Origin of the sequence: Actinomyces sp. oral taxon 169, assembly GCF_013394715.1 — a bacterium.
GTDB lineage: Bacteria > Actinomycetota > Actinomycetes > Actinomycetales > Actinomycetaceae > Actinomyces.
The window spans coordinates 1,801,421-1,822,255 of the sequence record NZ_CP058259.1; the positions used below are offsets into that span (position 1 = coordinate 1,801,421).

General features: G+C 69.4%; 20 protein-coding genes and 1 pseudogene. 4 read left to right on the forward strand and 17 right to left on the reverse strand.

All coding sequences use genetic code 11. The features are described from left to right. Positions 1–64: 64 nt before the first annotated feature. From HW274_RS07750 to HW274_RS07765, 4 genes are all read right to left on the reverse strand, one after another. Positions 65–940, reverse strand: a complete 876-nt coding sequence (locus HW274_RS07750; protein WP_185988525.1) for an amino acid ABC transporter permease — start codon at positions 938–940, stop codon at positions 65–67. Continuing rightward, entirely contained in the window at positions 937–1,593 is a 657-nt protein-coding gene (locus HW274_RS07755; RefSeq protein ID WP_075253379.1) for an amino acid ABC transporter permease, read from the reverse strand. Before HW274_RS07755 ends, HW274_RS07750 begins: the two co-directional genes overlap by 4 nt. A gap of 125 nt (positions 1,594–1,718) precedes the next feature. After that, a complete protein-coding gene (locus tag HW274_RS07760; protein ID WP_075253378.1) occupies positions 1,719–2,699 on the reverse strand; it encodes a glutamate ABC transporter substrate-binding protein in 981 nt (326 codons plus the stop codon). An 89-nt stretch (positions 2,700–2,788) separates the two neighbouring features. Further along, positions 2,789–3,574 carry an amino acid ABC transporter ATP-binding protein gene (locus HW274_RS07765; RefSeq protein ID WP_075253377.1) on the reverse strand — a complete coding sequence of 262 codons (786 nt, stop codon included), beginning with the start codon at positions 3,572–3,574 and terminating at the stop codon, positions 2,789–2,791. A gap of 265 nt (positions 3,575–3,839) precedes the next feature. On the opposite strand from HW274_RS07765, the gene HW274_RS07770 reads away from it, so the two are divergent. Together HW274_RS07770 and HW274_RS07775 are read left to right on the forward strand one after the other, a co-directional pair. Then, positions 3,840–4,490: a TetR/AcrR family transcriptional regulator gene (locus HW274_RS07770; RefSeq protein ID WP_185988526.1), complete on the forward strand. Its 651-nt coding sequence runs from the start codon at positions 3,840–3,842 to the stop codon at positions 4,488–4,490. 217 nt (positions 4,491–4,707) lie between these two features. Then, complete coding sequence (locus HW274_RS07775; RefSeq protein WP_075253375.1) at positions 4,708–5,988, forward strand: glycosyltransferase; 1,281 nt, start codon at positions 4,708–4,710, stop codon at positions 5,986–5,988. Position 5,989: 1 nt separating this feature from the next. Here HW274_RS07775 and HW274_RS07780 read toward each other — a convergent pair whose 3' ends face one another. From HW274_RS07780 to HW274_RS07805, 6 genes and pseudogenes are all read right to left on the reverse strand, one after another. Continuing rightward, a complete protein-coding gene (locus tag HW274_RS07780) occupies positions 5,990–6,922 on the reverse strand; it encodes an RNA methyltransferase (RefSeq protein ID WP_081376153.1) in 933 nt (310 codons plus the stop codon). Between the two features lie 123 nt (positions 6,923–7,045). Further along, positions 7,046–7,426, reverse strand: a complete 381-nt coding sequence (gene rplT, locus HW274_RS07785; protein ID WP_003786223.1) for a 50S ribosomal protein L20 — start codon at positions 7,424–7,426, stop codon at positions 7,046–7,048. Between the two features lie 27 nt (positions 7,427–7,453). Continuing rightward, positions 7,454–7,648 carry a 50S ribosomal protein L35 gene (gene rpmI, locus HW274_RS07790; protein WP_003780493.1) on the reverse strand — a complete coding sequence of 65 codons (195 nt, stop codon included), beginning with the start codon at positions 7,646–7,648 and terminating at the stop codon, positions 7,454–7,456. Between the two features lie 255 nt (positions 7,649–7,903). Further along, positions 7,904–8,413: pseudogene (infC, locus tag HW274_RS07795) on the reverse strand (translation initiation factor IF-3); the annotation flags it as partial. A gap of 322 nt (positions 8,414–8,735) precedes the next feature. Further along, positions 8,736–10,343 (reverse strand): DUF6297 family protein, encoded by a 1,608-nt coding sequence (locus tag HW274_RS07800; RefSeq protein ID WP_075253373.1) that lies wholly within the window; start codon positions 10,341–10,343, stop codon positions 8,736–8,738. After that, positions 10,340–11,128, reverse strand: coding sequence for an ABC transporter ATP-binding protein (locus HW274_RS07805; RefSeq protein WP_081376152.1), 789 nt, complete (start codon positions 11,126–11,128; stop codon positions 10,340–10,342). The genes HW274_RS07800 and HW274_RS07805 overlap by 4 nt, the downstream gene beginning before the upstream one ends. 67 nt (positions 11,129–11,195) lie before the next feature. Between HW274_RS07805 and HW274_RS07810 the strand changes: the two genes are divergently transcribed. Further along, positions 11,196–11,513 (forward strand): hypothetical protein, encoded by a 318-nt coding sequence (locus HW274_RS07810; RefSeq protein WP_075253413.1) that lies wholly within the window; start codon positions 11,196–11,198, stop codon positions 11,511–11,513. A 22-nt stretch (positions 11,514–11,535) separates the two neighbouring features. On the opposite strand, the gene HW274_RS07815 is transcribed toward HW274_RS07810, so the two are convergent. The 3 genes from HW274_RS07815 to hisH all read right to left on the reverse strand — a co-directional run bounded on the left by HW274_RS07815 (position 11,536) and on the right by hisH (position 13,955). Continuing rightward, entirely contained in the window at positions 11,536–12,438 is a 903-nt protein-coding gene (locus HW274_RS07815; protein ID WP_256692393.1) for an SseB family protein, read from the reverse strand. 85 nt (positions 12,439–12,523) lie between these two features. Continuing rightward, on the reverse strand, positions 12,524–13,276 hold the full coding sequence (gene priA / locus HW274_RS07820) for a bifunctional 1-(5-phosphoribosyl)-5-((5-phosphoribosylamino)methylideneamino)imidazole-4-carboxamide isomerase/phosphoribosylanthranilate isomerase PriA (RefSeq protein ID WP_075253370.1): 753 nt from the start codon (positions 13,274–13,276) through the stop codon (positions 12,524–12,526). A gap of 40 nt (positions 13,277–13,316) precedes the next feature. Continuing rightward, a complete protein-coding gene (gene hisH / locus HW274_RS07825) occupies positions 13,317–13,955 on the reverse strand; it encodes an imidazole glycerol phosphate synthase subunit HisH (RefSeq protein WP_075253369.1) in 639 nt (212 codons plus the stop codon). A 425-nt stretch (positions 13,956–14,380) separates the two neighbouring features. Here hisH and HW274_RS07830 point away from each other — a divergent pair, with 425 nt between their 5' ends. Continuing rightward, positions 14,381–15,964: a serine/threonine-protein kinase gene (locus tag HW274_RS07830; protein ID WP_075253368.1), complete on the forward strand. Its 1,584-nt coding sequence runs from the start codon at positions 14,381–14,383 to the stop codon at positions 15,962–15,964. 46 nt (positions 15,965–16,010) lie between these two features. On the opposite strand, the gene HW274_RS07835 is transcribed toward HW274_RS07830, so the two are convergent. The 4 genes from HW274_RS07835 to HW274_RS07850 form a co-directional block, all read right to left on the reverse strand. Then, on the reverse strand, positions 16,011–16,922 hold the full coding sequence (locus HW274_RS07835; protein ID WP_178384962.1) for a hypothetical protein: 912 nt from the start codon (positions 16,920–16,922) through the stop codon (positions 16,011–16,013). Continuing rightward, a complete protein-coding gene (gene hisB / locus HW274_RS07840; RefSeq protein WP_075253366.1) occupies positions 16,922–17,521 on the reverse strand; it encodes an imidazoleglycerol-phosphate dehydratase HisB in 600 nt (199 codons plus the stop codon). The genes HW274_RS07835 and hisB overlap by 1 nt, the downstream gene beginning before the upstream one ends. 111 nt (positions 17,522–17,632) lie before the next feature. After that, positions 17,633–18,775 (reverse strand): histidinol-phosphate transaminase, encoded by a 1,143-nt coding sequence (locus tag HW274_RS07845; RefSeq protein WP_075253365.1) that lies wholly within the window; start codon positions 18,773–18,775, stop codon positions 17,633–17,635. Between the two features lie 101 nt (positions 18,776–18,876). Beyond that, the gene (locus HW274_RS07850) at positions 18,877–20,811 is read right to left on the reverse strand and encodes a sodium:proton antiporter (protein WP_075253364.1); all 1,935 of its coding nucleotides are present in this window, start codon (positions 20,809–20,811) and stop codon (positions 18,877–18,879) included. Positions 20,812–20,835: the final 24 nt, after the last annotated feature.

The window sequence follows — 20,835 nt, forward strand, 5'->3', positions numbered from 1 at the left end:
CCCGGTGGCGCCCTCCTAAGAGTTGACTCCGCTGGCGAGAGTGAAGTGATAGGTCGCCTCGACCTCAGCGGGTACGCGACTCGATGTACCGGGCCAGTGCCCCCAGGGACCAGTTCACGATGATGTAGAGCAGGGCGATGATGATGTAGGTCTGGAAGAAGACCGACAAATGGGCATCGATCTTCGCCTGGCCGATCATGGTGGAGCCGCGATACATGAGCTCGGGGTAGGCGAGCACGTACGCCAGCGTCGTCCCCTTGATGATGGTCACCATCTGCGTGATAAGGGTTGGGAGCATGAGGCGCAGGGCCTGTGGTGCCAGGATGAGGCGCATCGTGAGCGATGGACTCATCCCCAGTGCCCAAGCAGCCTCCGTCTGGCCACGGTCCAGCGCCCGGACACCGGAGCGGAAGACCTCCGCCGTCGTCGCCGAGGTGCACATGACGATGGGCAGTGCCAGCTTCCAGAAGTCCGAGATCGTAGCGAAGCGGGGAACCACCAGGAGGAAGAAGTAGACAAGCAGCAGCATCGGCACCGCCCGCATGGCATCGATCCACAGGCCGACCAGCCACCTGATGGGGCGGTTGTCCAGCAAACGGAGCCAACCCAAGGCGATTCCCAGGGGGAAGGTGAGCACGGCGGCAACACCCCCCAGGGTCAACGTGGTCCCGGCCGCCTCCAGGAGCTGACTGACGACCGACTGCCCCAGGAAGTAGCGCCACTTGGGATAGTCGAGCTGTCCCGCGAGGTCCAGCCGGTAGAGGACCGCAGCCGCCAGCGCCGCAATTCCAATGACGGCGACGACTGATCCGATGGCGATCAGGATGCGCCCCCGCGGCCCGGGCTCATCGAAGAGCAGTGCCGCATCCGTCGCCCCGGAGCCCTGACTCCGCTGGCGACGTGGACGGGGCTCCGTCATCGGCATGACGTCTGAACTCATGCTCGCCCCCTCCCCATGAACTCGAGACGCCTCTCAAGGAGCCCGCCGAACTTCGTGGCGGCAAAGGCGATGGCCAGGTAGGTAAGGCCGGAGGTGAGGAAGGTGATGACTCCTGCAGCTCGATCCTGGTTGATTCTCTGCGTCACGGCCGTCAACTCGACGACGCCGATCGCCGCGGCGAGCGAGGAGCCGATGAGGCAGGCGATGAAGATGTTGACCAGTGGCTGGATCGTGCGGGCCAGCGCCTGGGGCAGGACGATGCCGCGAATGATGAGCCCGAAGGGCATGCCCAGCGCACGGGCGGCCTCGACCTGTCCCTTGGGCACCGAGTTGATCCCGCTGCGGACCGTCTCACACACGAATCCCGACGAGGAGAAGACCAGCGCCACGATTACCGACCAGAACAACGGGATGGTGATACCGACATGAGGCAGCGCCAGCCCGACAAGCACCATGAGGCACAGATTGGGGATATTGCAGGCCACTGTCACCCACGCCGCACCCAGTGCACGCAGCGGAGGGATGGGACCGACCCGGAAGATGGCCATGAGCGATCCCAGGAGCAGCCCACCCAGGTAGGACAGGACGGAGATCACCAGCGTGACCAGCAGCCCCCAACCGATAGCAGGGAGATTGTCGGTAATGGCACTCACAGTCGCCTCCTTGAACAATGCGGGTCGTCACCATGACGGGAATGCTGTCGGCTGCCGCGCCGTCGGCCCTGCGGCGGGTCCGCTCAGGCCGACGACGCAGCGAGCCTGACAGGCAGTGAGGTCGTTCAGGAGCTCTGCGGGCTCGCGTCACCGCCGGCCGAGGACCCGGGCACCGAGCCGATGGCCGGGGGCTGAGGAGCGTCGCCACCGAGGGACTTGCCGATCGTCGCCTCCCAGATCCTCTTCCAGGTGCCGTCGTCCTCAATCGTCTTGAGGAAGGTGTTGACGAAGGCCTGCGCCCCGGAGTCCTTGGGAAGCCCGATGCCGTAGGGGTCCTCGGCGAAGGTCTCACCGACGATCTTGACCTTGTCATTGGACAGGACCTCGCTCTTGAGCAGGGACTGGTCCACGACGTAGGCCTTGACCTGCCCGCTCTCGACGGCGGCGACGCACTTGGCCTGGGTGTCGAAGGGCTTGGCGGTGGCCTTGGGAGCGTACTTCTTCAGGGCGGCGGCCGACGAGGAGTTGGACTGAACCGCGACGTCCCCGGTGAGGGTGTCGACGCCGGTGATGTCCTTGTTATCGGCCTTGACCAGGATGGCCTGGCTGGAGGCGTAGTAGGGGCCTGCGAAGTCGATCTTCTTGGCCCGCTCCGGGGTGATCGTGTAGGTGGCGATGACGGCCTTGACCGTGCCGTTGGTCAGGACGGTCTCGCGCGTCTCGGAGGTGACCTGCTGGACCTCGAGGAGAGAGCGGGCGTCGTCTCCGCCGATGATGTAGCGGGCCAGCGCCTGGGCGATGGCCGCATCGAAGCCGGAGATCTTCTTCGTCTTGGAGTCCTCCCAGGAGAAGACCTCGGAGGTCTTGGTCCCACCGGTGACGAGCTTCTTCGCCTGCTTCACGGAGGCGGCCCAGGGGGAAGCGGCCACGACGTCGTCGGCGGCCACCGGACCGGAGTTGATGGCCTTGTCGTAGTCGGCATCGGAGGCCGACGACGAGGCGACGGCCTTACCGTCGGCGCCCGTGTCTGCGCAGGCGGCCAGGACGCCTGCCAGGGAGAGGGCGCCGGTCGTGGCCAGGAGTCCGCGGCGGGAGAGAGTGGTCATGGTGTTCCTTTCGTTCGGACGGGGAGGGGCCGTCCCAGGCGCTGGGCCTGCGGTGGTCGCCGCACTCGGGAGAGGATGCGGTTCGGGGCTCAGTGGCTGAGCACCTTGGAGAGGAAGTCGCGGGCGCGCTCGGTGCGCGGGGAGGAGAAGAACTCGGCGGGCCGGCCGGACTCAACGATCTGACCGCTGTCCATGAAGACGACCCGGTCGGCGACCGAGCGGGCGAAGCCCATCTCGTGGGTGACGACGAGCATGGTCATGCCCGAAGCAGCCAGGTCCTTGATGACGTCGAGGACCTCATTAATCATCTCCGGGTCCAAGGCGCTGGTGGGCTCATCGAAGAGCATGAGCTTGGGGTCCATGGCCAGCGCGCGGGCGATGGCGACGCGCTGCTGCTGACCTCCCGAGAGCTGAGAGGGACGCTTGTCGGCCTGGTCCTCCAAGCCGACTCGGGCCAGCAGCTCACGGGCCCGCTCCTCAGCCCGCCCCCGGGGGATGCCGCGCACCTTGATGGGCGCCAGGGTGATGTTGTCCAGCACCGTGCGGTGCGGGAAGAGGTTGAAGGACTGGAAGACCATTCCCACCTCGGCGCGCAGCTGAGCCAGGGCCCGGCCCTCCTGAGGCAGCGGGATTCCGTCAATCTCGATCTGCCCTTCCTGGATCGGCTCGAGGCGGTTGACGGTACGGCACAGGGTCGACTTGCCCGATCCGGAGGCTCCGATGACGGCGACAACCTCACCACGGTGGATGTCGAGGGAGACGTCGTCGAGAGCCTTGAAACGGCCGTAGTACTTGGTGACATTGCTGATCCGCACCAGGACGTCATCGTCCCGGTCTGCGGCGGCCTGGTCAGGAGAGGGTGCGGATGCGGTCACGAGTACCTCGTCTCAACATGGATATGGGAGCGTCATCTGTCTCATCGACAGCAACAGCAACACATCCGCATGCGCACCGCATTCCTCCTTGGCTTGTGTCGGCCTACACATGTCAGAGAGTTCCAACCTCTCGTCAGGAAGAGTAGCACCGTCTCCAACCGGAGCGTCAACCGTCTCACAACTCCCCCGAACCTGGGACGATGCTCACACGCCATACAGGGCGCCTAACCGCGTACGCCGACCGCGCGGTCGTAGTCTCATCTGCATGAGTCCCGCGAATACCACCGATCCGCGCCGCCGCCTCCAGCCCGAGCAGCGTCGGGAGGAGCTGGTGAGAGTCGGCGTCGAGCTGTTCGCGGAGGGGACGCTCGACCGCACTCACGTCAACGAGATCATCAAGCGGGCCGGTGTCTCACGCACGCTCTTCTATCACTACTTCCCCTCCAAGATGGCCTTCGCCCGAGCCATCGTGGAGTACGAGATCCTTCACCTTCACGGCCTGGTCGAGCAGCAGACGGCACTGACTCTGGAAGGGGCGATCTCCACTTTCGCGGGCTACGTGAAGGCCAGGCCAGACAGCCTTCGAGCGCTTCACACCGGAGGTCTTGACCAGGACCCTGAGATCGCGGCCGCGCTGGCCACCAGCTTCGAGCGTTACGAACGCCTCGTCCTCATGCTCATGGGCATCCCCGAGCCCGACGCGCGCGCCATGTTCGCCGCCCAGGTGTGGATCAGCACGATGATCTCCCTGTGCCTGGCCTGGCTGGATCACCCCGAGATCAGCCAGGAGACCATCACGAACATGTCCGCCCAGACACTGCGGAGCCTGGTGTCCCAGGCTAGCCAGGGCGCCGAGCACACCTCCGAGCCGGCCGCGACGCCGGCCACCACCCACGAGCCAGTGAGTAACCGCTAAGGGCGAGCACTAAGGGCGAACCGGGCCGCATCGAAACTCAAACCTCCCCCGGGGCCGTTCACACTTTCTTCCAGCATTTCGAACTTGTCGTAAAAAAGGCGTTCGCGTAGGCGCGAACGTGCTACCCTCTCTCCCGGTTGTACAAGCCGTACAATAGAACGACGATGAGGGCTCACCCGCACTGTGGCACCCCTCGCTCTCAGAAGGAGAGCCGATCATGCCTCAAGGCACCACTGGAGATGTGGTGGCTGTACGCCGCAGGACATCGCGTGTCCTCTTCGCTCCGGAGACATTCAACTTCGCCGAGGTGACCCGCGCGATCGAGGTGGCCCGCCGGATGCCTTCGCACGTTGAGTGCGTCTTCGCTGGCTTCTCGCGATGCAACACCGAGTACATCAGGGCAGCGGGCTTCGAGTTCCGGCTGCTGACCCCCTACCTCAGCGAGGAGGAGGGACGGCTGGCGCTGGACTTCGACCAGGGCCGCAGCCTGCGTCACCCGTTCACGGCGCGGATGCTCGCCCAGCGGGTGACGAGTGAGCGCGTGCTGCTGCGCTCCTTGCGTCCGGACGCCGTTGTCATCGGGGTAACTCCCAGCCAGTTTATTTCTGCGCGGGCGGAGTGCGTGCCGCTGGTTTTCGTACGGCCCTTCGCATACTCCCTGGCGCACCTGGAAGCGGCGCGCTCCACTGGCGCCACCGGCTTCCTGCCTCGCACCTCCCCGGAGGAGTACCTGGTCGACAACGTGGCCGCTCACGCGCTCCATGCGCTCGGGACTCGGCTCCCCCTGCCTCGTTCCTTCTATTCTGTGGCCAGGGCCAATGGTGTCTCGCTGCCCCAGGGAGTGCTCGCCGGGCTCACCGCCGACCTCAATCTCATCGCCACTGCCCCGCACCTGCTTCCCGGGTGGCTGAGGATGCCTCAGGGGCACCGGGTGGTGGGGCCGGTCTACGCCCGGCTACCGGGGGAGCTCCCCGAGTTCCTGGCCGACCTGGCCGCCGGCCCCCAGCCCCTGGTGTACTTCGCCATGGGCTCATCAGGGAACCGTGACCTCGTCCTTAACGTGCTGGCAGGCCTGGGCCGGGCGGACTGCCAGGTGCTGGCTCCGGTGCGCTCCCACCTTCGCCAGGAGGACCTGGAGACTCTTCCACGCAATGTCCACGTCACTGACTGGCTTCCGGCCCACCAGCTGGGCGACGCCGTCGATCTGGCCATCACTCACGGCGGGGAGGGAACGGTGCAGACCAGCTGCGTCCAGGGGTGGCCCTTCATCGGGATTCCGTTGCAGTTCGAGCAGCGTTTCAACGTGCAGCGTTGTGTGGCCTTCGGCTCGGCCAGGCTCGTGTCGCAGCGGGAGGCTCGCAGGGCCGACTGGGCGGAGCTGGTGCGCCAGGCCCTGGCCGACGACGGCATGCGTTCACGCGCCCGGCGGATGGCGGGACTTATGGAGGGGCTCGACGGACCGGGCCAGGCCGCTGAGGCGATCTGCGAGCTGCTGTGAGTCAGCTGCGGCCAGAGTTCTGGGCCTGTGCCCGGGCGCTGGCGTAGAGGCAGACGGCTGCGGCCGCGGCGACGTTGAGGGACTCCGCCTTGCCGTAGATGGGGATGGAGACGACGGCGTCGGCTCGGCTCAGCGCCTCTGATGGCAGTCCGTGGGCCTCGTTGCCGAGCAGCCAGGCGCTGGGGGCCTCCAGGAGGGACTCGGCCTCGAAGAGGTCGAAGTCCCCGCGTCCGTCGGCGGCGAGGACGGTGAGTCCGGCGTTGTGGAGGGCGGTGACGGCGTCGTCGAGGGCCACGCCGGTGACCACGGGCAGGTGGAAGAGGCTTCCGGCGGTGGAGCGCACGACCTTCGGTGCGGTGGGGTCCACGCTGCCGCGCACGAGGACGACAGCGTCGGCGCCGGCGGCGTCGGCGGCCCGGATGATGGTGCCGGCGTTCCCGGGGTCCTGGGCCTGGGTGAGGACGGCGACGAGCCTGGCCCCCTCCAGGGCGGCGGCCAGCGCCTCGGAGCCGGTGGCCTCCTCGGTGGCCACGACGGCGAGGAGGCCCTGGGCGTCAGGGCTCATGGCGTCCATGACCTGCTGGGTGGTGACGTGCACGTAGAGCTCGGCGGGCACGGCGTCGTCCCAGATCTCGCTGTGGCGCTCGAGGGCCTCCTCGGTGAGGTAGACGTCGAGCACACGACCGGGGGCGTGCCGGACGGCCTCGCGCACGCCCTGGGGTCCTTCGACGAGGAAGCGCCTGTGCTTGGTCCGCGCGTTGCGGCGGGACAGGCCCGCCACCCGGGAGATGCGGGCCGAGTTCGGATTGCTCAGCACCTCGTGGCCGGCGGCCGGCCCCTCGCTGACGGTGCGCCGCCGCGGCCCGCGGGCCTGAGGACGCTCGGCGGAGTCGTCGAGGAACTCATCGGGGATGGCGGAGGCGGTAGGGCTCATGCCGTCAGCCTACGCGAGCGGTCTCCCAGAACGCCGAATCCTCGCCACCCACTGGTTCAGGGTGTGTGGCGAGGATTCGACGATGATGTGTCAGCAGGGCTGGCGCCCGGCTGCACTGGTGATTCAGGCCTTGGGGGCGTTGACGTCCTCGGGGAGGGCCTTGCGGGCCACCTCCACAAGGGCCTTGAAGCCCGCGGGCTCGTTGACGGCCAGCTCGGCGAGCATGCGACGGTCGATCTCCACGCCGGCCAGGCCAAGACCCTGGATGAAGCGGTTGTAGGTCAGGCCCTCGGCGCGGGCGGCAGCGTTGATGCGCTGGATCCACAGGCGACGGAAGTCGCCCTTGCGGGCGCGACGGTCGCGGAACGCGTAGACGCCGGAGTGGGTGACCTGCTCCTTGGCCTTGCGGTAGAGGCGCGAGCGCTGGCCGCGGTAGCCCGAGGCCTTCTCGAGAACGGAACGACGCTTCTTCTGGGCGTTAACAGCCCGCTTCACACGTGCCATGGTGAGACTCCTTGGTGGGTTGGGCGGTCAGCGACCGAGCAGCTTCTTGACCTGGCGGACATCGGCCGGGGCGACCGGCTGGTCCTGGGACAGCTTGCGCTTGCGGCGGGAGGACTTGACCTCCAGCAGGTGGCGCTTGTTGGCCTGCTCGCGCATGAGCTTGCCGCTGCCGGTGACCCGGAAGCGCTTCTTGGCACCGGAGTGCGTCTTGTTCTTCGGCATGGGTAATTTCCTCTTCTCGGTCCCTGGGAGACCAGTGGTCGCCGGGACTGCGGACCCCGCTCACGGTGGCGAGGGGGTGGGTCGGTGGTGTCAGGTGAGTGTCGAGTGCGCCCTTGGGCGCTCTCAGGCGTTCTCGCCGGCAGGTGCCCCGTCTGAGGCCTTGGCGCCCTTGGGTGCCCGGCCCGCGTGCTTCTCGGCACGGCGGGCGGCGCGGGCCTCCTCGCGGCGGCGGCGCTGGTCGGACTTGACCTCGGCCTTCTTGCGGACCGGGGCCAGGACCATGACCATGTTGCGGCCGTCCTGACGGGGATGGGACTCGATGGTGCCCAGCTCGGCCATCTCCTCGGCCAGGCCCTGCAGGAGCCTGATCCCGAGCTCGGGCCGGGACTGCTCGCGGCCGCGGAAGCGGACGATGCACTTGACCTTGTCCCCGCCCTTGAGGAATCGCTCGACGTGGCCGCGCTTGGTGGCGTAGTCGTGCTCATCGATCTTGGGGCGGAACTGGATCTCCTTGAGCTGGGTATTTGCCTGGTTGCGTCGCGCGTCGCGCGCCTTCATGGCCGACTCGTACTTGAACTTGCCGTAGTCCATGAGCTTGCACACCGGAGGGCGGGCGTCGGGTGCCACCTCGACCAGGTCGAGGTCGGCCTCCTCAGCCAGACGCAGGGCGTCCTCCACGCGGACAACGCCGACCTGCTCGCCGCTGGGGCCGACGAGACGCACTTCGGGAACGCGGATCCGTTCGTTGATACGGGGCTCGCTGATGTCGGTTCCTCACTCTGAGTCACGGATGGTTGCGGAACGAGGAAAGGCCCCCGTTCCTGCCGCGCAGGTCGGAGGCCTCGTGATGAGCGCGATCGCCGCACGGCCGTGGCCGAGCAGGGACCGCGAAGGGCTGGTCACCCTCGCATGAACCCGATTCCCGAAAGGAACCCAGGTGGGATCGCTCCGCTTGCGCACCGGGGCGAACCCCGGGTGGTCAGTGACGGATACTACCAGGACACGGGCTCGCTCTCCCACCGCTCCCTTGCCCCTATTGACGTGAGTCCTCCCACGTGTGAGGCGTGCGTCGAGGCGAGGCAGGTCGTCAGAAGGCCCGGCGGTTCGTGCGGACTCCCCATACGACGGCGACGGCACCGGCTGCGGCCTGGATCCCGAACAGCGCCGTCGTCGGCACCACGATACCGCTGGCGACCAGGGCTGTGGTCAGCGCTCCGACGACGACGGCGTCGGGCCCTTGAGTCAGCATCTGCAACACTCCCGGCGGCAGGGAGCCCATGGGAGAGGCGATGAGTCCGGCGGCGAAGTCGGGCATCTCCCGGTACCCGGAGCGCAGCGCCACCCCGGCCCAGGCCCAGCCGCTCACCAGGGCCAGGGCGACCACGATGGCCAGCCCCTTCCAGGCTGCCGCAGCCCCAAGGGCCGCCATCGCCGGGGCCAGGCTCAGCAGGGACCAGGCGCTCATGAGGACGGCCGGCACGAGCAGGTGGCCTGCTCGCACCACCCAGGGCGCCACCGGCCAGGAGGCGTCAGGACCGCCATCGAACCAGGCCTGACGCGCCGGCTCGGCAACGGCCAGGGTCGCGATCCAGCCTCCAATGAGATAGGCGACGGCGCGCAGCGGGGCGCCGACCGCCCCGGACAGGAGCGGCAGCATCGCGATGGCCAGCCCGATCCCCATCTGAAGCAGGCGCCGGCGCTGGCGGCGCAGCAGGATCCAGTCCGCCTGAGCCACTGCTATCAGCACCCCCAGAGGTCGGGGCAGTCGGCTCCCGATCCGCGCCGCCCGCAGCGGCGAAGGATCGGCGGGTCGGGTGGGAGCCGGGGAGAGCAGCCGCCCCAGGGCCCTGGTGTCCAGCGACAGCAGTGAGACGTGCGCGCCGAACGACCGCGCGACGACGGCGAGGAGCGCAGCATCATGCACCTGTCCCAGGTTGCCTCTGGCTCGCCGCCATCCCAGCACAGCCAGGAAGGCCAGCACACCGGCCAGGAGGGCGACCGCCGTGTTGCCGAGCAGGGAGCGCGGGAAGGGCAGCACCACACCGGCCAGGCATGCTGCGGCCCCCGCCGCGATGAGACGACGCCGCAGCGGCTCGACATCACGCTCAAGAATCTGGGCCTTGATGAGCTCGGTGAGGACCAGGCAGGCCCCGGCCGACATCAGGGCCGGCCACGCCACGGCGGCGACCCAGCCACCTCCGGCCGACACCGCCGGGAGCACGCCCGCCGCGGCTCCCACGGTGGCCGCGATGAGGTACTCCACGCGAGCCACCGACACCAGCAGACTGCCCCGGCCCCCGGGCATGGGCAGCCACCAGGCGGCCTCGTGGGGACGCAGGAAGAGTGGGCCGAGCCGCCCGAGTGAACCGACACCGACCGCCGCCAGCAGCACGATCAGCGCCAGGAACGCCCACCCGGGATCGAGGCCCACCGCGGTGAAGCCGCCGAGCGCACCGGTCCCAACTGAGCCAGGCCGGGCCACGAGCATCCGGCGCAGGTAAGGAGCCAGGATCGTCCCGACGACAACGATCGTCAGGAGCACGGAGTAGACGTCCCCCACGAGCGCCCAGACACCGCGGAGGTGCCGCCGGGTACGGCGCCTCACCCACCTGCGCAACGCGGCCCCATCGGGAAAGGTCATCGTCTCCAGCTCGGTGGAGAGGACGGGCGCCGTCCGGTCACCCAGCGACGTCACCTCAGCCCCTCCTCAATGGCGCGCACGCCGTCGTCCACGCTGAGCATCCGGGTGTCGCGTCCGACGAGGAGCACGTCAGTGGCCGCCTCCTCCACGATCTCCGGGTCGTGGGAGACCATGAGCACTGCCCCGCCGGCCTCACGCTCCTCGACGAGCATGTCGGCCAGGAGCAGGCGGGTCACCCGGTCCAGGCGCTGCTCGGGCTCGTCGAGGACCAGCAGCCTGCGGGGCCGTGCCAGGACTGAGGCCAGCGCCAGTCGGCGCCGTTGCCCCGAGGAGAGCTCCTCGGGCAGGTGCCCCGCGAGTCGCCGGAGCTCCAGGTCCTCCAGCAGGTCACTGACCCGCTCATCGGCCTCGACGACACCGTGCCCGAAGCAGACCATCCGCAGGTGCTCGGCGACGGTCAGGGTGGGGAAGAAGGACTCCTGCCCCAGATCCGTGGCGAGGGCGGCACGCTGGGCGCCTGAGCGGGGATCCGGGACGTGTCCGAGTACGTGAACCTGCCCCGACAACGGATGCAGTAGCCCGCAGCAGGTCCGCAGGATCGTCGACTTGCCGGCCCCGTTGACCCCGACCAGGGCCAGCACCTGGCCGGGAAGCAGATCGAAGGTCGCCGGGGCGCAGACCGGCTGGTCACCGTATCCGACACTGAGGTCGCGGGCGCTCACCAGCGGCTCCCGACTCACCGCCGGGGGCTGGGTGCCTGCGTTGGCATCATGCCGGATACCGGGTGTTGACGCCGGGTCCGGACGAGATGGGACTGTGGTGGTCGACTTCGTGCTCATCGGAACTATTCCAACACACGTTTTTTTCGGTGGCCTGGTCGAATCGGATGCCTTACGCTCCGCAGTCATGGATTGGAACAGCGTGAGGACCCCGGACCCCCATGGCGCGTCCGACGACGATTCCGCCCTCTCCCGTGAGGCAGGAACCGACTGGAGCACCACGAGGGACCCGGGCCCCGGCCGGGTGATGGTCTCGACCCGGGACCTCGCCCAGATCCGTGGGATCGCTGAGGCCTGTGCCCGGATCGCTCAGAGAGACGAACGTCCCCAGGACGGCCAGGCTCTGCGCGATGTCGTTGCCCGCTTCGACCAGGTGGCAGGGCCGATGGAGGACCACTACGGACAGGTCGAGCAGTGGGAGGCCCTCATCCTGGGCCGCTCCTGAGATCGGATTCCAGCCGCTCGGATCAGGCGGGAAGCGGGCACAGCTCCACAGTGTCGATGAGGTCGCCCCAGGCCGGGTTGACCATGACGTGCTGGCAGCCCTCCAGGGTGCGGGCCACGCCGGCGCGACCGCCTGCGGCATCGATGCGGATGAAGACCCGCAGCTCGGCGCCCTCACCGGGCCCGAAGGCCACGCCGGTGACCCCGTCGACCTCCTCGAGCTGGGCGCGCACCTCGGCCTGAACCGGCTCGTTGCGCCATGAGGGCACCCACGCCTCTCCCCCGGCCAGGGCCACGACAGCGGGCCGCGGCAGTCGCAGGTCCCGGCTACCGGGGTCGAGCACCCACAGCTGGTCGGTGGACAGGCAGGCGACCTGGGCCGCCCGCTGGGGCGAGACGGGCACGGGGCGCACGTCGCTGCGCCACCGGCTCATGGCCTCAGCGCTGGTGAACACCGGTAGGGCGATGTGCCCGTCGGGCAGGCTCACCGCCAGGGTCGCCGCGTCCTGGCAGGCGTCGGCAGTGTGCACCTCATGAGCCGGAACCTGCGGTGCACCATCGGCTGACGGGCCATGCTGCAGGCCCGCGGACTGCGCCAGACTCCCCTCGAGGCGTCCGGGAAGGGCGTGAGCGGCCACCGGAACGATCAGCCGGCCACCGACGAGGGCCGCCCACAGCTCATCGAGGTACTGATGACGCGGCAGGTCCACGGCCTCCAACGCCTCGCGCACCTCCGGACTGATCGAGCCGTCGTCGTCGGCGAAGGGGGCCGGCGCAGCCAGAAGACGCTCCAGCTTGGCCCGTGCGGCCACGGCCGCCGCCACCTGGGGGTCCTGCGGGGGCTCGGCCGCCGAGTCGCCGACCGGCGCGGGCGCTGGTGCGGGAACTGCCTGCTGATTCTGCGCTGACTGGCTCACGGCCCTCACGGTAGCGCCTTTGACGTCCCTCTGTCCCTGACGCCGGCGAGCATACCGGCGATACGGGAGCCGGGGCGCCAGAGGCCCGGAGTAGTCAGGAACGAGCCTTCGAGGGCTGCCTCTTGTCCTCGTCACCGGCCACGGCCAGGGCCTCCTGGAGGGTGAAGTTGCCGTTGTAGAGCGCCTTGCCGACGATCGCGCCCTCCAGTCCCAGCGGCACCAGGCGACGCAGCGCGACCAGGTCGTCGAGGTGGGCAATACCGCCGGAGGCGACCACCGGGGCGGGGCTGCGCAGGCAGACCTCGGTGAGAAGCTCCGTGTTGGGGCCGCTCAGCGTGCCGTCGCGCGTGACGTCAGTGACGACGTAGCGCGCGCATCCTGCGGCGTTGAGCCGCTCGAGGGTCTCCCACAGGTCTCCGCCCTCCTTGGTCCAGCCGCGGGCCGCCAGGGTGGAGCCGCGCACGTCGAGGCCGACCGCGATCTTCTCCCCGTGCTCGGCGATGACCCGTTCGGTCCACTCGGGGTCCTCCAGCGCCGCCGTGCCCAGGTTGACCCGGGCGGCGCCGGCGGCCAGGGCCCGGGCCAGTGAGGCGTCATCACGGATGCCCCCGGACAGCTCCACCTTGATGCCGACCTCACCGACGATGCGCGCGAGCAGCTCATGGTTGGAACCGCGCCCGAAGGCGGCGTCGAGGTCCACCAGGTGGATCCATTCGGCCCCGGCGCGCACCCAGTCCCGGGCGGCGTCGACGGGGCTGCCGTAGTCCGTCTCTGAGCCGACCTCTCCCTGAAGGAGGCGGACGGCCTTGCCATCGGCGACGTCGACGGCGGGAAGTAGAGTGAGCATGCGTTTCTCCTGCAGTGGTCGTGGGATGGCTCAGGTGGGTTCAGAGGGTCGTCAACCAGTTGCGCAGCAGCTGGGCCCCTGCGTCACCGGACTTCTCGGGGTGGAACTGCGTGGCGCTCAGGGAGCCGTTCTCGACGGCGGCGATGAAGTCGTGGCCGTGAGTGGCCCACGTGACCTGCGGCAGGCGGGTGGGACCGGGGCCGAGCAGCTCGGCGGGGTCCTGGGTGGCCGCATAGGAGTGGACGAAGTAGAAGCGCTCCTCGGCGATGCCGTCGAACAGGACGGAGCCCGAGGGAGGGCGGACCAGACTCCACCCCATGTGCGGAACGACGTCGGCTCTCAAGTGCGACACGGTGCCGGGCCACTGCCCCAGCCCCTCCTCCGCGGTCCCGTGCTCATCGGAGCGCTCGAACATGACCTGCATGCCCACGCAGATTCCCAGGACCGGCCGCCCACCGGCCAGGCGCCGCTCGATGAGACGGGGGGCATCGACCTTCCGCAGCTGCCTCATGACCGCGCCGAAGGCACCCACCCCGGGGACCACGAGCCCATCGGCCTCGGTGACCTCGTGCGGGTCGCTGGTGAGCGTCACCTGTGCTCCGACGCGTTCCAGAGCACGCATCGCTGAGCGGACATTGCCGGATCCGTAGGACAGGAGGGTGACGCGCGGCGCTTGCATGTGACACACCCTACCGTCCCGGTAGATCGTTCTGAGTATCCTCCACACTCTGAAACGCCCTGTGACGTGCGCAGAACCGGCACCGGCAGCGCCGCCGCAACAACCTTGGAGCGGTGGTTCGGGACGCGTCGCGCTGATCGCGGCCTCGCGCGGGGACAGTGAGACGGCCGGGGCAAATGTGCGATCCCGAATCCGGGTCGTCGGCTTCCTTTCACGAATCACCCAAGATGGGCGAGTATTCATCCGTGAGCATGCAGTTCCCCTCCGGCCAGGCCTCTGCGCCGTCTTGGCCGGCACCCCCATCCCCACCGCATTCGCAGGCGTCCTCGCCCCACTCCCCCGCCGCGGCCGGAACAGGTTCGGGCGGCTCCAGCGGGGCGCGCAGCGCTGCGCCGTTCTCCATTCCCGGGGTGCGGATCACCTCGGTGCTGGGGCGCGGTGGCTTCGCCACGGTCTATGCCGGGGTGCAGGACTCCCTGGAGCGTCCGGTCGCCGTCAAGGTGGACTCCCGCCCCTTGGATGATCCCCGCAATGAGCGGCGGTTCATGCGTGAGGTGCAGGCGGCCTCGAGGATCTCGGGGCATCCTCACGTGGTTTCGCTGGTCGATACGGGCAAGCTGCCCGATCTGCGCCCCTACCTGGTCATGGAGCTGTGCGCGGGCGGCAGCCTCTACGACCTCGTCTCACGCGGGCCGACCCCCGCCTCCGACGCCGTGGCCCTGGTGGAGGCCGCGGCCTCGGCCCTGGGGGCCGCCCACGCGGCCGGCGTCATGCACCGGGACGTCAAGCCCGCCAACATCCTTCTGGACTCCTACGGCTCTCCCCGGCTGTCGGACTTCGGTATCGCCGCTGTCCAGCGCGAGGGTCAGGACCCCACCGTGACCCTGGAGTGTCTCACCCCCGACTTCGCCGCGCCGGAGGCCTTCATGCTGGCCAGCCCCGGCCCCGAGGGGGACGTGTGGTCCATGGGCGCGGTGCTCTTCGCCCTGCTGACGGGCCGAGGCCCCCGGCGTGGTCCCGAAGGCGTGCAGCGCAGCCTGCCGGAGATCGTCCGTTCCCTCGACGACCCCCTCAACTTCACCGACCCGAACGTCCCCGAGGTCCTGCTGCCGATCCTGAGCAAGGCGATGGCTCCGGATCCTAAGCACCGCTACCGCAACGGCACGGAGCTCACGGAGGCTCTGGGGCAGATCCGTGAGGCTCTGGGGACAGGAAACCTGGCCGTCCGCGGGCCGGTGACCTCGTTGCGGCTGGTTGAGGCCGGACTGGCACCGCCTCCGCGCAGCGAGGAGGCGGGCTCACCCAGCTCCTACGCTCCCAGCGGCGCATCGCAGTGGGCGGCGTCGGACTCCGTCTTCCCGGTCCGCCCGACCGGTTCCTCGGGGTCCGCCGCCTCGGCGCCCTCCATCGTCTCAGGCGGGCTGGATCGCTCCGACAAGGCGCTGCTGAACGCGCCCGTGTCAGCACAGCGGAGTCAGTCGCTGCGACTCTCCGGCCGAGAACGTCGGCGGATCACTCTGCGCTCCGCAGCGATCGGCGCGGTTGCCGGCCTGGTCGTCGGCCTGGGCGCAGGATGGGTGGCGGGTGCCCGTCTGGCTCCTGCGGCCAGTGCCACCGGCCCGTCAGGAGCCGTGTCCCAGCCCTCGTCGTCGGGTCAGGACAACGCCTCGACCCCACCGCACCCGGTGGGTACCTGCCTGGCGGGCACCACCTCGATCTCGGGCCAGACCACGGCCAGGAAGGTCAGCTGCAACGAGCCCCACTCCTGGGAGGTCTACCAGGTGGGGACCCTGGCGGAGAGCACCTCGGGTTCCAGTGATGACGACCTGGCGGCCGATCCCAACGTGCAGGCCACCTGTACCGCGCAGGCCGCCCAGCAGTACGGGGCCGCCGATCCGAGCACATCGGTGCTGGGACCGGGGGAGGCCGGCTGGAACGCCGGGAAGCGGGGCTTCTCCTGCATCGCCTCCGACAAGGACGGGCAGCGGACGAGCTCCTACGCCGGCTAGGAGCCGCCCGCCCCTGGTCGGCGGCGGGCGGCGTGTGCCGGTGAGGTCACTGCGGGGGACGGCGCAGGCCGCGTCCGAACCAGCGCATCGCCCGGGGCGCCTGGATCTCGGAGGACTTCACCGCTCCGGGGACGTCGTCGGCGTCGATGACTCCCAGGAGGACGTCCTCGACGACCTGGTCCATGGAGGCCAGCAGGAGCCCCGCAGAGGCCTCCTCGCCAGGCTGGCCATTGGTGAAGTGACGGGCGGTGATCGTCCCGGACAGGCCGGACTCGATACCGACGTCGGTGGCCAGGTCGGCCGTCATGAGCACCGCCCCGGCCCGGGACAGGCGGGAGAGCTGGGCGGCCAGCTCCGCGGCCTCGGCCGGCTCGGAGTCGGAGCCGCCGAGCAGCTCGGCCACGTCCCAGTCCGAGTGGGCGGAGACGAACTGCTTGACCGCAAAGGCCCCGCTGGAGGAGGGCACCACGGTGCAGTCGAGGTCCAGCAGGGAGCACATTCCGGCCAGGCCGTCGGCCCGGTTCAGCGGCGTCATGACGACGGCGACCTTGACCGCCCGGGGAGCCTGGTCCTCGGGCTGATCGGGCACGTAGGAACTCAGGGATTCGGCCGCGGCGGCGATCTGCGCCTCCTGGGCGTCGGTGAGCTGGGAGCGGTCGGAGTCCTGCGTTGTCTCGTCTCCCCCGTTCAGGGGACGGTAGGTGTTGTGGGGGACGTCGTCGGGCCTGACGTCTGCCGGTCCGCTCTCCCCCGCGGAGCCGGCCGATACGGAGTCCTCCTCCACCGGGGCCTGCCGGCCGGGTTCGCTGCCGGTGGCCTGCTCTGCCCCCAGGTCCTCGGCCGAGAGGTCGTCGGGGATCTCCACGTCGTCCATGAGGGCGGCGAACTCGGCGTCCAGGTCGCGCTGGTGGTCCTGGTGGTCATCGCGACTCTCGTCGGGTCGAGGGGTCTGGTCCATCACAGGCTTCCCTTCGTCGATGGGATGGTCTCAACACGGGGGTCGTCCTCGACGGCTGCGCGCAGGGCGCGGGCCAGGGCCTTGAACTCGGCCTCGGCGATGTGGTGGGGATCACGCCCGGACAGGACCCGTACGTGCAGACAGATGCCGGCGTGGTAGGCGATGGCCTCCAGCACGTGACGCACCATGGAACCGGTGAAGTGACCGCCGATGAGGTGGTGGACGAAGGCCTCGGACTCCCCCTCGTGCACCAGGTAGGGGCGTCCGGAGATGTCGACGACGGCATGAGCCAGAGCCTCGTCCAGGGGGACGCTGGCTTCGCCGAAGCGGCGGATGCCGCGCTTGTCCCCCAGGGCCACGCGCAGGGCCTCACCGATGCAGATGGCGGTGTCCTCCACGGTGTGGTGCACGTCGATCTCGGTGTCACCGGTGGCTCGCACCGTCAGATCGATGAGTGAGTGGCGCCCCAGCGCGGTGAGCATGTGGTCGTAGAAGGGGACAGTGGTGGAGATGTCGGTCTGGCCCGTGCCATCGAGGTCGATCTCGACGACGACGCTCGACTCGCTCGTGGCTCGCTCAATGCGCGCGGTACGGCTCATAAGTGCTTCCTCAGCATCGGGTGTCGTGCTTTTTCAGCACAGTGGTTGATAGGTATCTCAATCGATAGCAACCCTACCGGTCCCAGGCGCCGATCGCTGCCGGCGTCCCTCTCACCTGCCGATGGCTGAGGTCAGGGCGGCGCGCAGGCGTGCCATCTCCTCCGGCGTGCCGATGCTGGCCCGCAGGAAACCCTCGGGGCCGACGACGCGGATGAGGACCCCGGCGTCGAGCAGGGCCTGCCAGACGGCCTCGCGGTCGGGGAAGGGGCCGAACAGGACGAAGTTGGCGTCCGATTCGTGCGCGCTCAGGCCCTGGCTGCGCAGCCAGTCCACGAAGGCATCGCGCTCATCGCGCAGGGAGGCCACCTGAGCCATGAGCTCGTCACGGTGGGACAGGGCGGCCAGGGCGGCGGCCTGGGTGACGGCGGAGAGGTGGTAGGGCAGGCGCACCACGCGCAGGGCGTCTACCAGGGCGCGGTCGGCGGCCAGGTAGCCCAGGCGCAGCCCGGCCGCTCCGAAGGCCTTGGACATGGTGCGGGTGACGGCCAGGTGCGGGTTGTCCGGTCCCACCAGCTCCAGGGCGCTGGGCACGCCCGGGCGGCGGAACTCGGCGTAGGCCTCATCGATGACGACGACGCAGTCGCTGGCCCGGGCGGGCGAGCCGATCTCGGCTCCGAGCACGGGGCCGTGGCCGCGGGCCGCCTCAAGGATCCGTCTGATGTCCTCCAGCGGCAGGGCGGTTCCGGTCGGGTTGTTGGGGCTGGCCAGGATGACGACGGCCGGCCGCAGCTCCTTGATCGCGGCCACTGCGGCGTCCGTATCGAGGGTGAAGTCCTTGCGGCGCGGTCGGGTGGCGTAGTCGGTCAGCGTGTCGCGGGCGTACTCGGGGTACATCGAGTACGTGGGGGTGAAGGTCAGGCAGGTACGCCCGGGGCCGCCGAAGGCCTGGAGCACGTGGAGCATGACCTCATTGGAGCCGTTGGCCGCCCAGATCTGCTCAGGGGTCAGGTGCACGCCGGACTCGGCCTCGAGATAGTCCGCGAGCGCGGCCCGCAGCCGGGGGAAGTCCCGTTCCGGGTAGCGGTTGAGTCCCTGGGCGGCCTGCGCCACGGCGGTGGCGATCGACTCGATGACCGCGGCCGAGGGCGGGTAGGGGTTCTCGTTGACGTTGAGTCGCACGGGGACGTCGATCTCGGGGGCCCCGTAGGGGGCCTCGCCCTCCAGGTCCGGTCTCAGGGGCAGGTTCGCGTTCACGCCTGGAGTCTACGGCTCGGTCCGCCCCAGCGGGTGGGTCGCTCATCCGGTGGTTCTGCGGCGCCGAGGGCGGTGGTTGCAGTGTCCTGCTGGGGGCGATGTCAGTGCGGATCGCTGGTGAGCATGATCTCCTGGTAGTCGAGGCGGTTCAGGGCGTGCTCCAGGGAGTCGGCCGAGTAGAGGCCCTCGTCGCCGGCGTCGAGAAGGGCCTCGCGCTGGGCTCGGATCATGTCCAGGGCGCGTTCTCGCATGGGGGCGAGCTCGTCGTGGCGCCAGGTGGGGTCGGCCCAGGCCTTGGCAACGGCTGCCGGCGAGACGACGACGTCATTGCCCTGCCTGCGTACGAGGCCGTGCTGCTCAGTGGTGGGGCTGAGGCTCTCGTTGTTCTCTGGGTCGGGGGAGCTCTGTGAGACCTTGTCCAGGCCGGGAGCGCTCGTCATCTCCTGAGCGTCCGGGGCGTCGGGGTCTGCGGCACCGGTGAGCACTGTGGGGGCGGCTTGCTGGGAGGCGCCGTGTGTGTCGACGGAGGCGACGTCACGGGCGGCGTTGACCAGCAGCGAGATGACGGCGGCCTTCTCCTCCTCGTCGGCGGGCCCGGCCATGGCGGGTCTGGCGACTCGGACCAGGGCGGGCAGCGTGAGTCCTTGGATCGTCAGTGAGCCTGCGGCCACGAGCATGGCCACCAGGAGGAGGAAGGAGTAGTGGGGCGCTGTGACCGGCAGGGTCTGGGCGGCTGCCAGGGTGATAGCTCCGCGCATGCCCGCCCAGACGATGACGGCGCCTTCGCGTCTGCCCAGGGGCTCGGCTGCGAAGTAGTCCAGGTCGGCGCCCCGGCGTCTGACCCGGCTGGAGAGGCTGCGTGCGCGCCGAGCGATGCTCTCGTGGTTGGTCGACTGGCGGAGCTTGCGCTGGACCTGTGCGAAGGGGCGACGGTCCCAGGGGACCGGAGGCATCTCGGACTCTCCGCGCACGATGGCCGAGCAGCGGTTCTGGAACTGGTGGATGGCCTCCTCGTTCTCCTGCCAGTGGATAGCCCAGCGCGCGGTCCGGTGGCTGAGGACCTTGAGCATGGGTGCTACCACGAGCGCCCGGATGACGACGGTCAGCGCCCCGGCAACGACAGCGACCGCGATGGCCCGGACAATACCGAGGGCTGAGGCGCCGACCTTCTCCACGACGCCGAAGAACTCCAGCCCCATGACCAGGAAGATGAGTCCTTCCAGGGTGAGCTCGACGGTGTGCCAGTTGGTGCGTGAGGCCACCCGGTGGGCGGGCGGCAGCATCCGGGGACCGCGGTGGCCGGTGATGAGCCCGGCGACGACGGCTGCCACGAGACCCGAGCCGTGCATGTGCTCGGCCGGGATCGCCGCGAGGAAGGGGACGGTGAAGGACACCACCGTGTCCACGGTGGGGTCGGTGATGTGGGAGCGCACCCGCAGGCTCGCCTCGCCTACGAGCCACCCCACCCCCAGGGCCACGAGGACCGCCAGGGCGAAACCGCCCAGGACGCCTCCGACACTCACTCCGCCGGAGGTGGCCGCGGAGACGGCGGAGGACAGGACCACCAGTGCGGTGGCGTCGTTGAGCAGTCCCTCCCCCTCCAGGACGGTGATGATGCGTTGGGAGACTCCCAGCCGGCGGGCGATGGAGATGGCCACGGCGTCGGTGGGGCTGAGGATCGCCCCCATGGCGATGGCCCAGGCCAGGGAGAGCCCCGGAACCAGGAGGGTGAGGACCGCGCCGATGACCGCAGCGGACAGGGGCACCAGCAGGATGGCCAGCACCGCCACCGGGGCGAGCTCGCGGCGGAAGTTGATGGTGGAGATGCTCACCGCGGTGGAGAACAGCAGCGGGGGGAGGATCCCCTCCAGGACCACCTGGGGGTCCAGCTCGATCGCCGGGATGAAGGGCAGGAAGCCCACTGCAGTGCCGCCCGCCAGAAGGATCAGCGCTGGGGCGACCCCGATACGGTCGCTGAGCTGAGAGGCCGCCGCGATGGCCAAAGTGCCCAGCACGGCGATGATGAGGAGGTCCATGGGCCAAGACTATCTAAGGCAGTG

Coding starts and splice junctions, on each gene's coding strand:
- hisB (WP_075253366.1), bottom strand. CDS start 17,521: ATGAGCCGTACCGCGCGCATTGAGCGAGCCACGAGCGAGTCGAGCGTC.
- HW274_RS07775 (WP_075253375.1), top strand. CDS start 4,708: ATGCCTCAAGGCACCACTGGAGATGTGGTGGCTGTACGCCGCAGGACA.
- HW274_RS07850 (WP_075253364.1), bottom strand. CDS start 20,811: ATGGACCTCCTCATCATCGCCGTGCTGGGCACTTTGGCCATCGCGGCG.
- HW274_RS07780 (WP_081376153.1), bottom strand. CDS start 6,922: ATGAGCCCTACCGCCTCCGCCATCCCCGATGAGTTCCTCGACGACTCC.
- rplT (WP_003786223.1), bottom strand. CDS start 7,426: ATGGCACGTGTGAAGCGGGCTGTTAACGCCCAGAAGAAGCGTCGTTCC.
- HW274_RS07810 (WP_075253413.1), top strand. CDS start 11,196: ATGGATTGGAACAGCGTGAGGACCCCGGACCCCCATGGCGCGTCCGAC.
- HW274_RS07835 (WP_178384962.1), bottom strand. CDS start 16,922: ATGGACCAGACCCCTCGACCCGACGAGAGTCGCGATGACCACCAGGAC.
- priA (WP_075253370.1), bottom strand. CDS start 13,276: ATGCTCACTCTACTTCCCGCCGTCGACGTCGCCGATGGCAAGGCCGTC.
- rpmI (WP_003780493.1), bottom strand. CDS start 7,648: ATGCCGAAGAACAAGACGCACTCCGGTGCCAAGAAGCGCTTCCGGGTC.
- HW274_RS07770 (WP_185988526.1), top strand. CDS start 3,840: ATGAGTCCCGCGAATACCACCGATCCGCGCCGCCGCCTCCAGCCCGAG.
- HW274_RS07805 (WP_081376152.1), bottom strand. CDS start 11,128: ATGAGCACGAAGTCGACCACCACAGTCCCATCTCGTCCGGACCCGGCG.
- HW274_RS07750 (WP_185988525.1), bottom strand. CDS start 940: ATGAGTTCAGACGTCATGCCGATGACGGAGCCCCGTCCACGTCGCCAG.
- hisH (WP_075253369.1), bottom strand. CDS start 13,955: ATGCAAGCGCCGCGCGTCACCCTCCTGTCCTACGGATCCGGCAATGTC.
- HW274_RS07760 (WP_075253378.1), bottom strand. CDS start 2,699: ATGACCACTCTCTCCCGCCGCGGACTCCTGGCCACGACCGGCGCCCTC.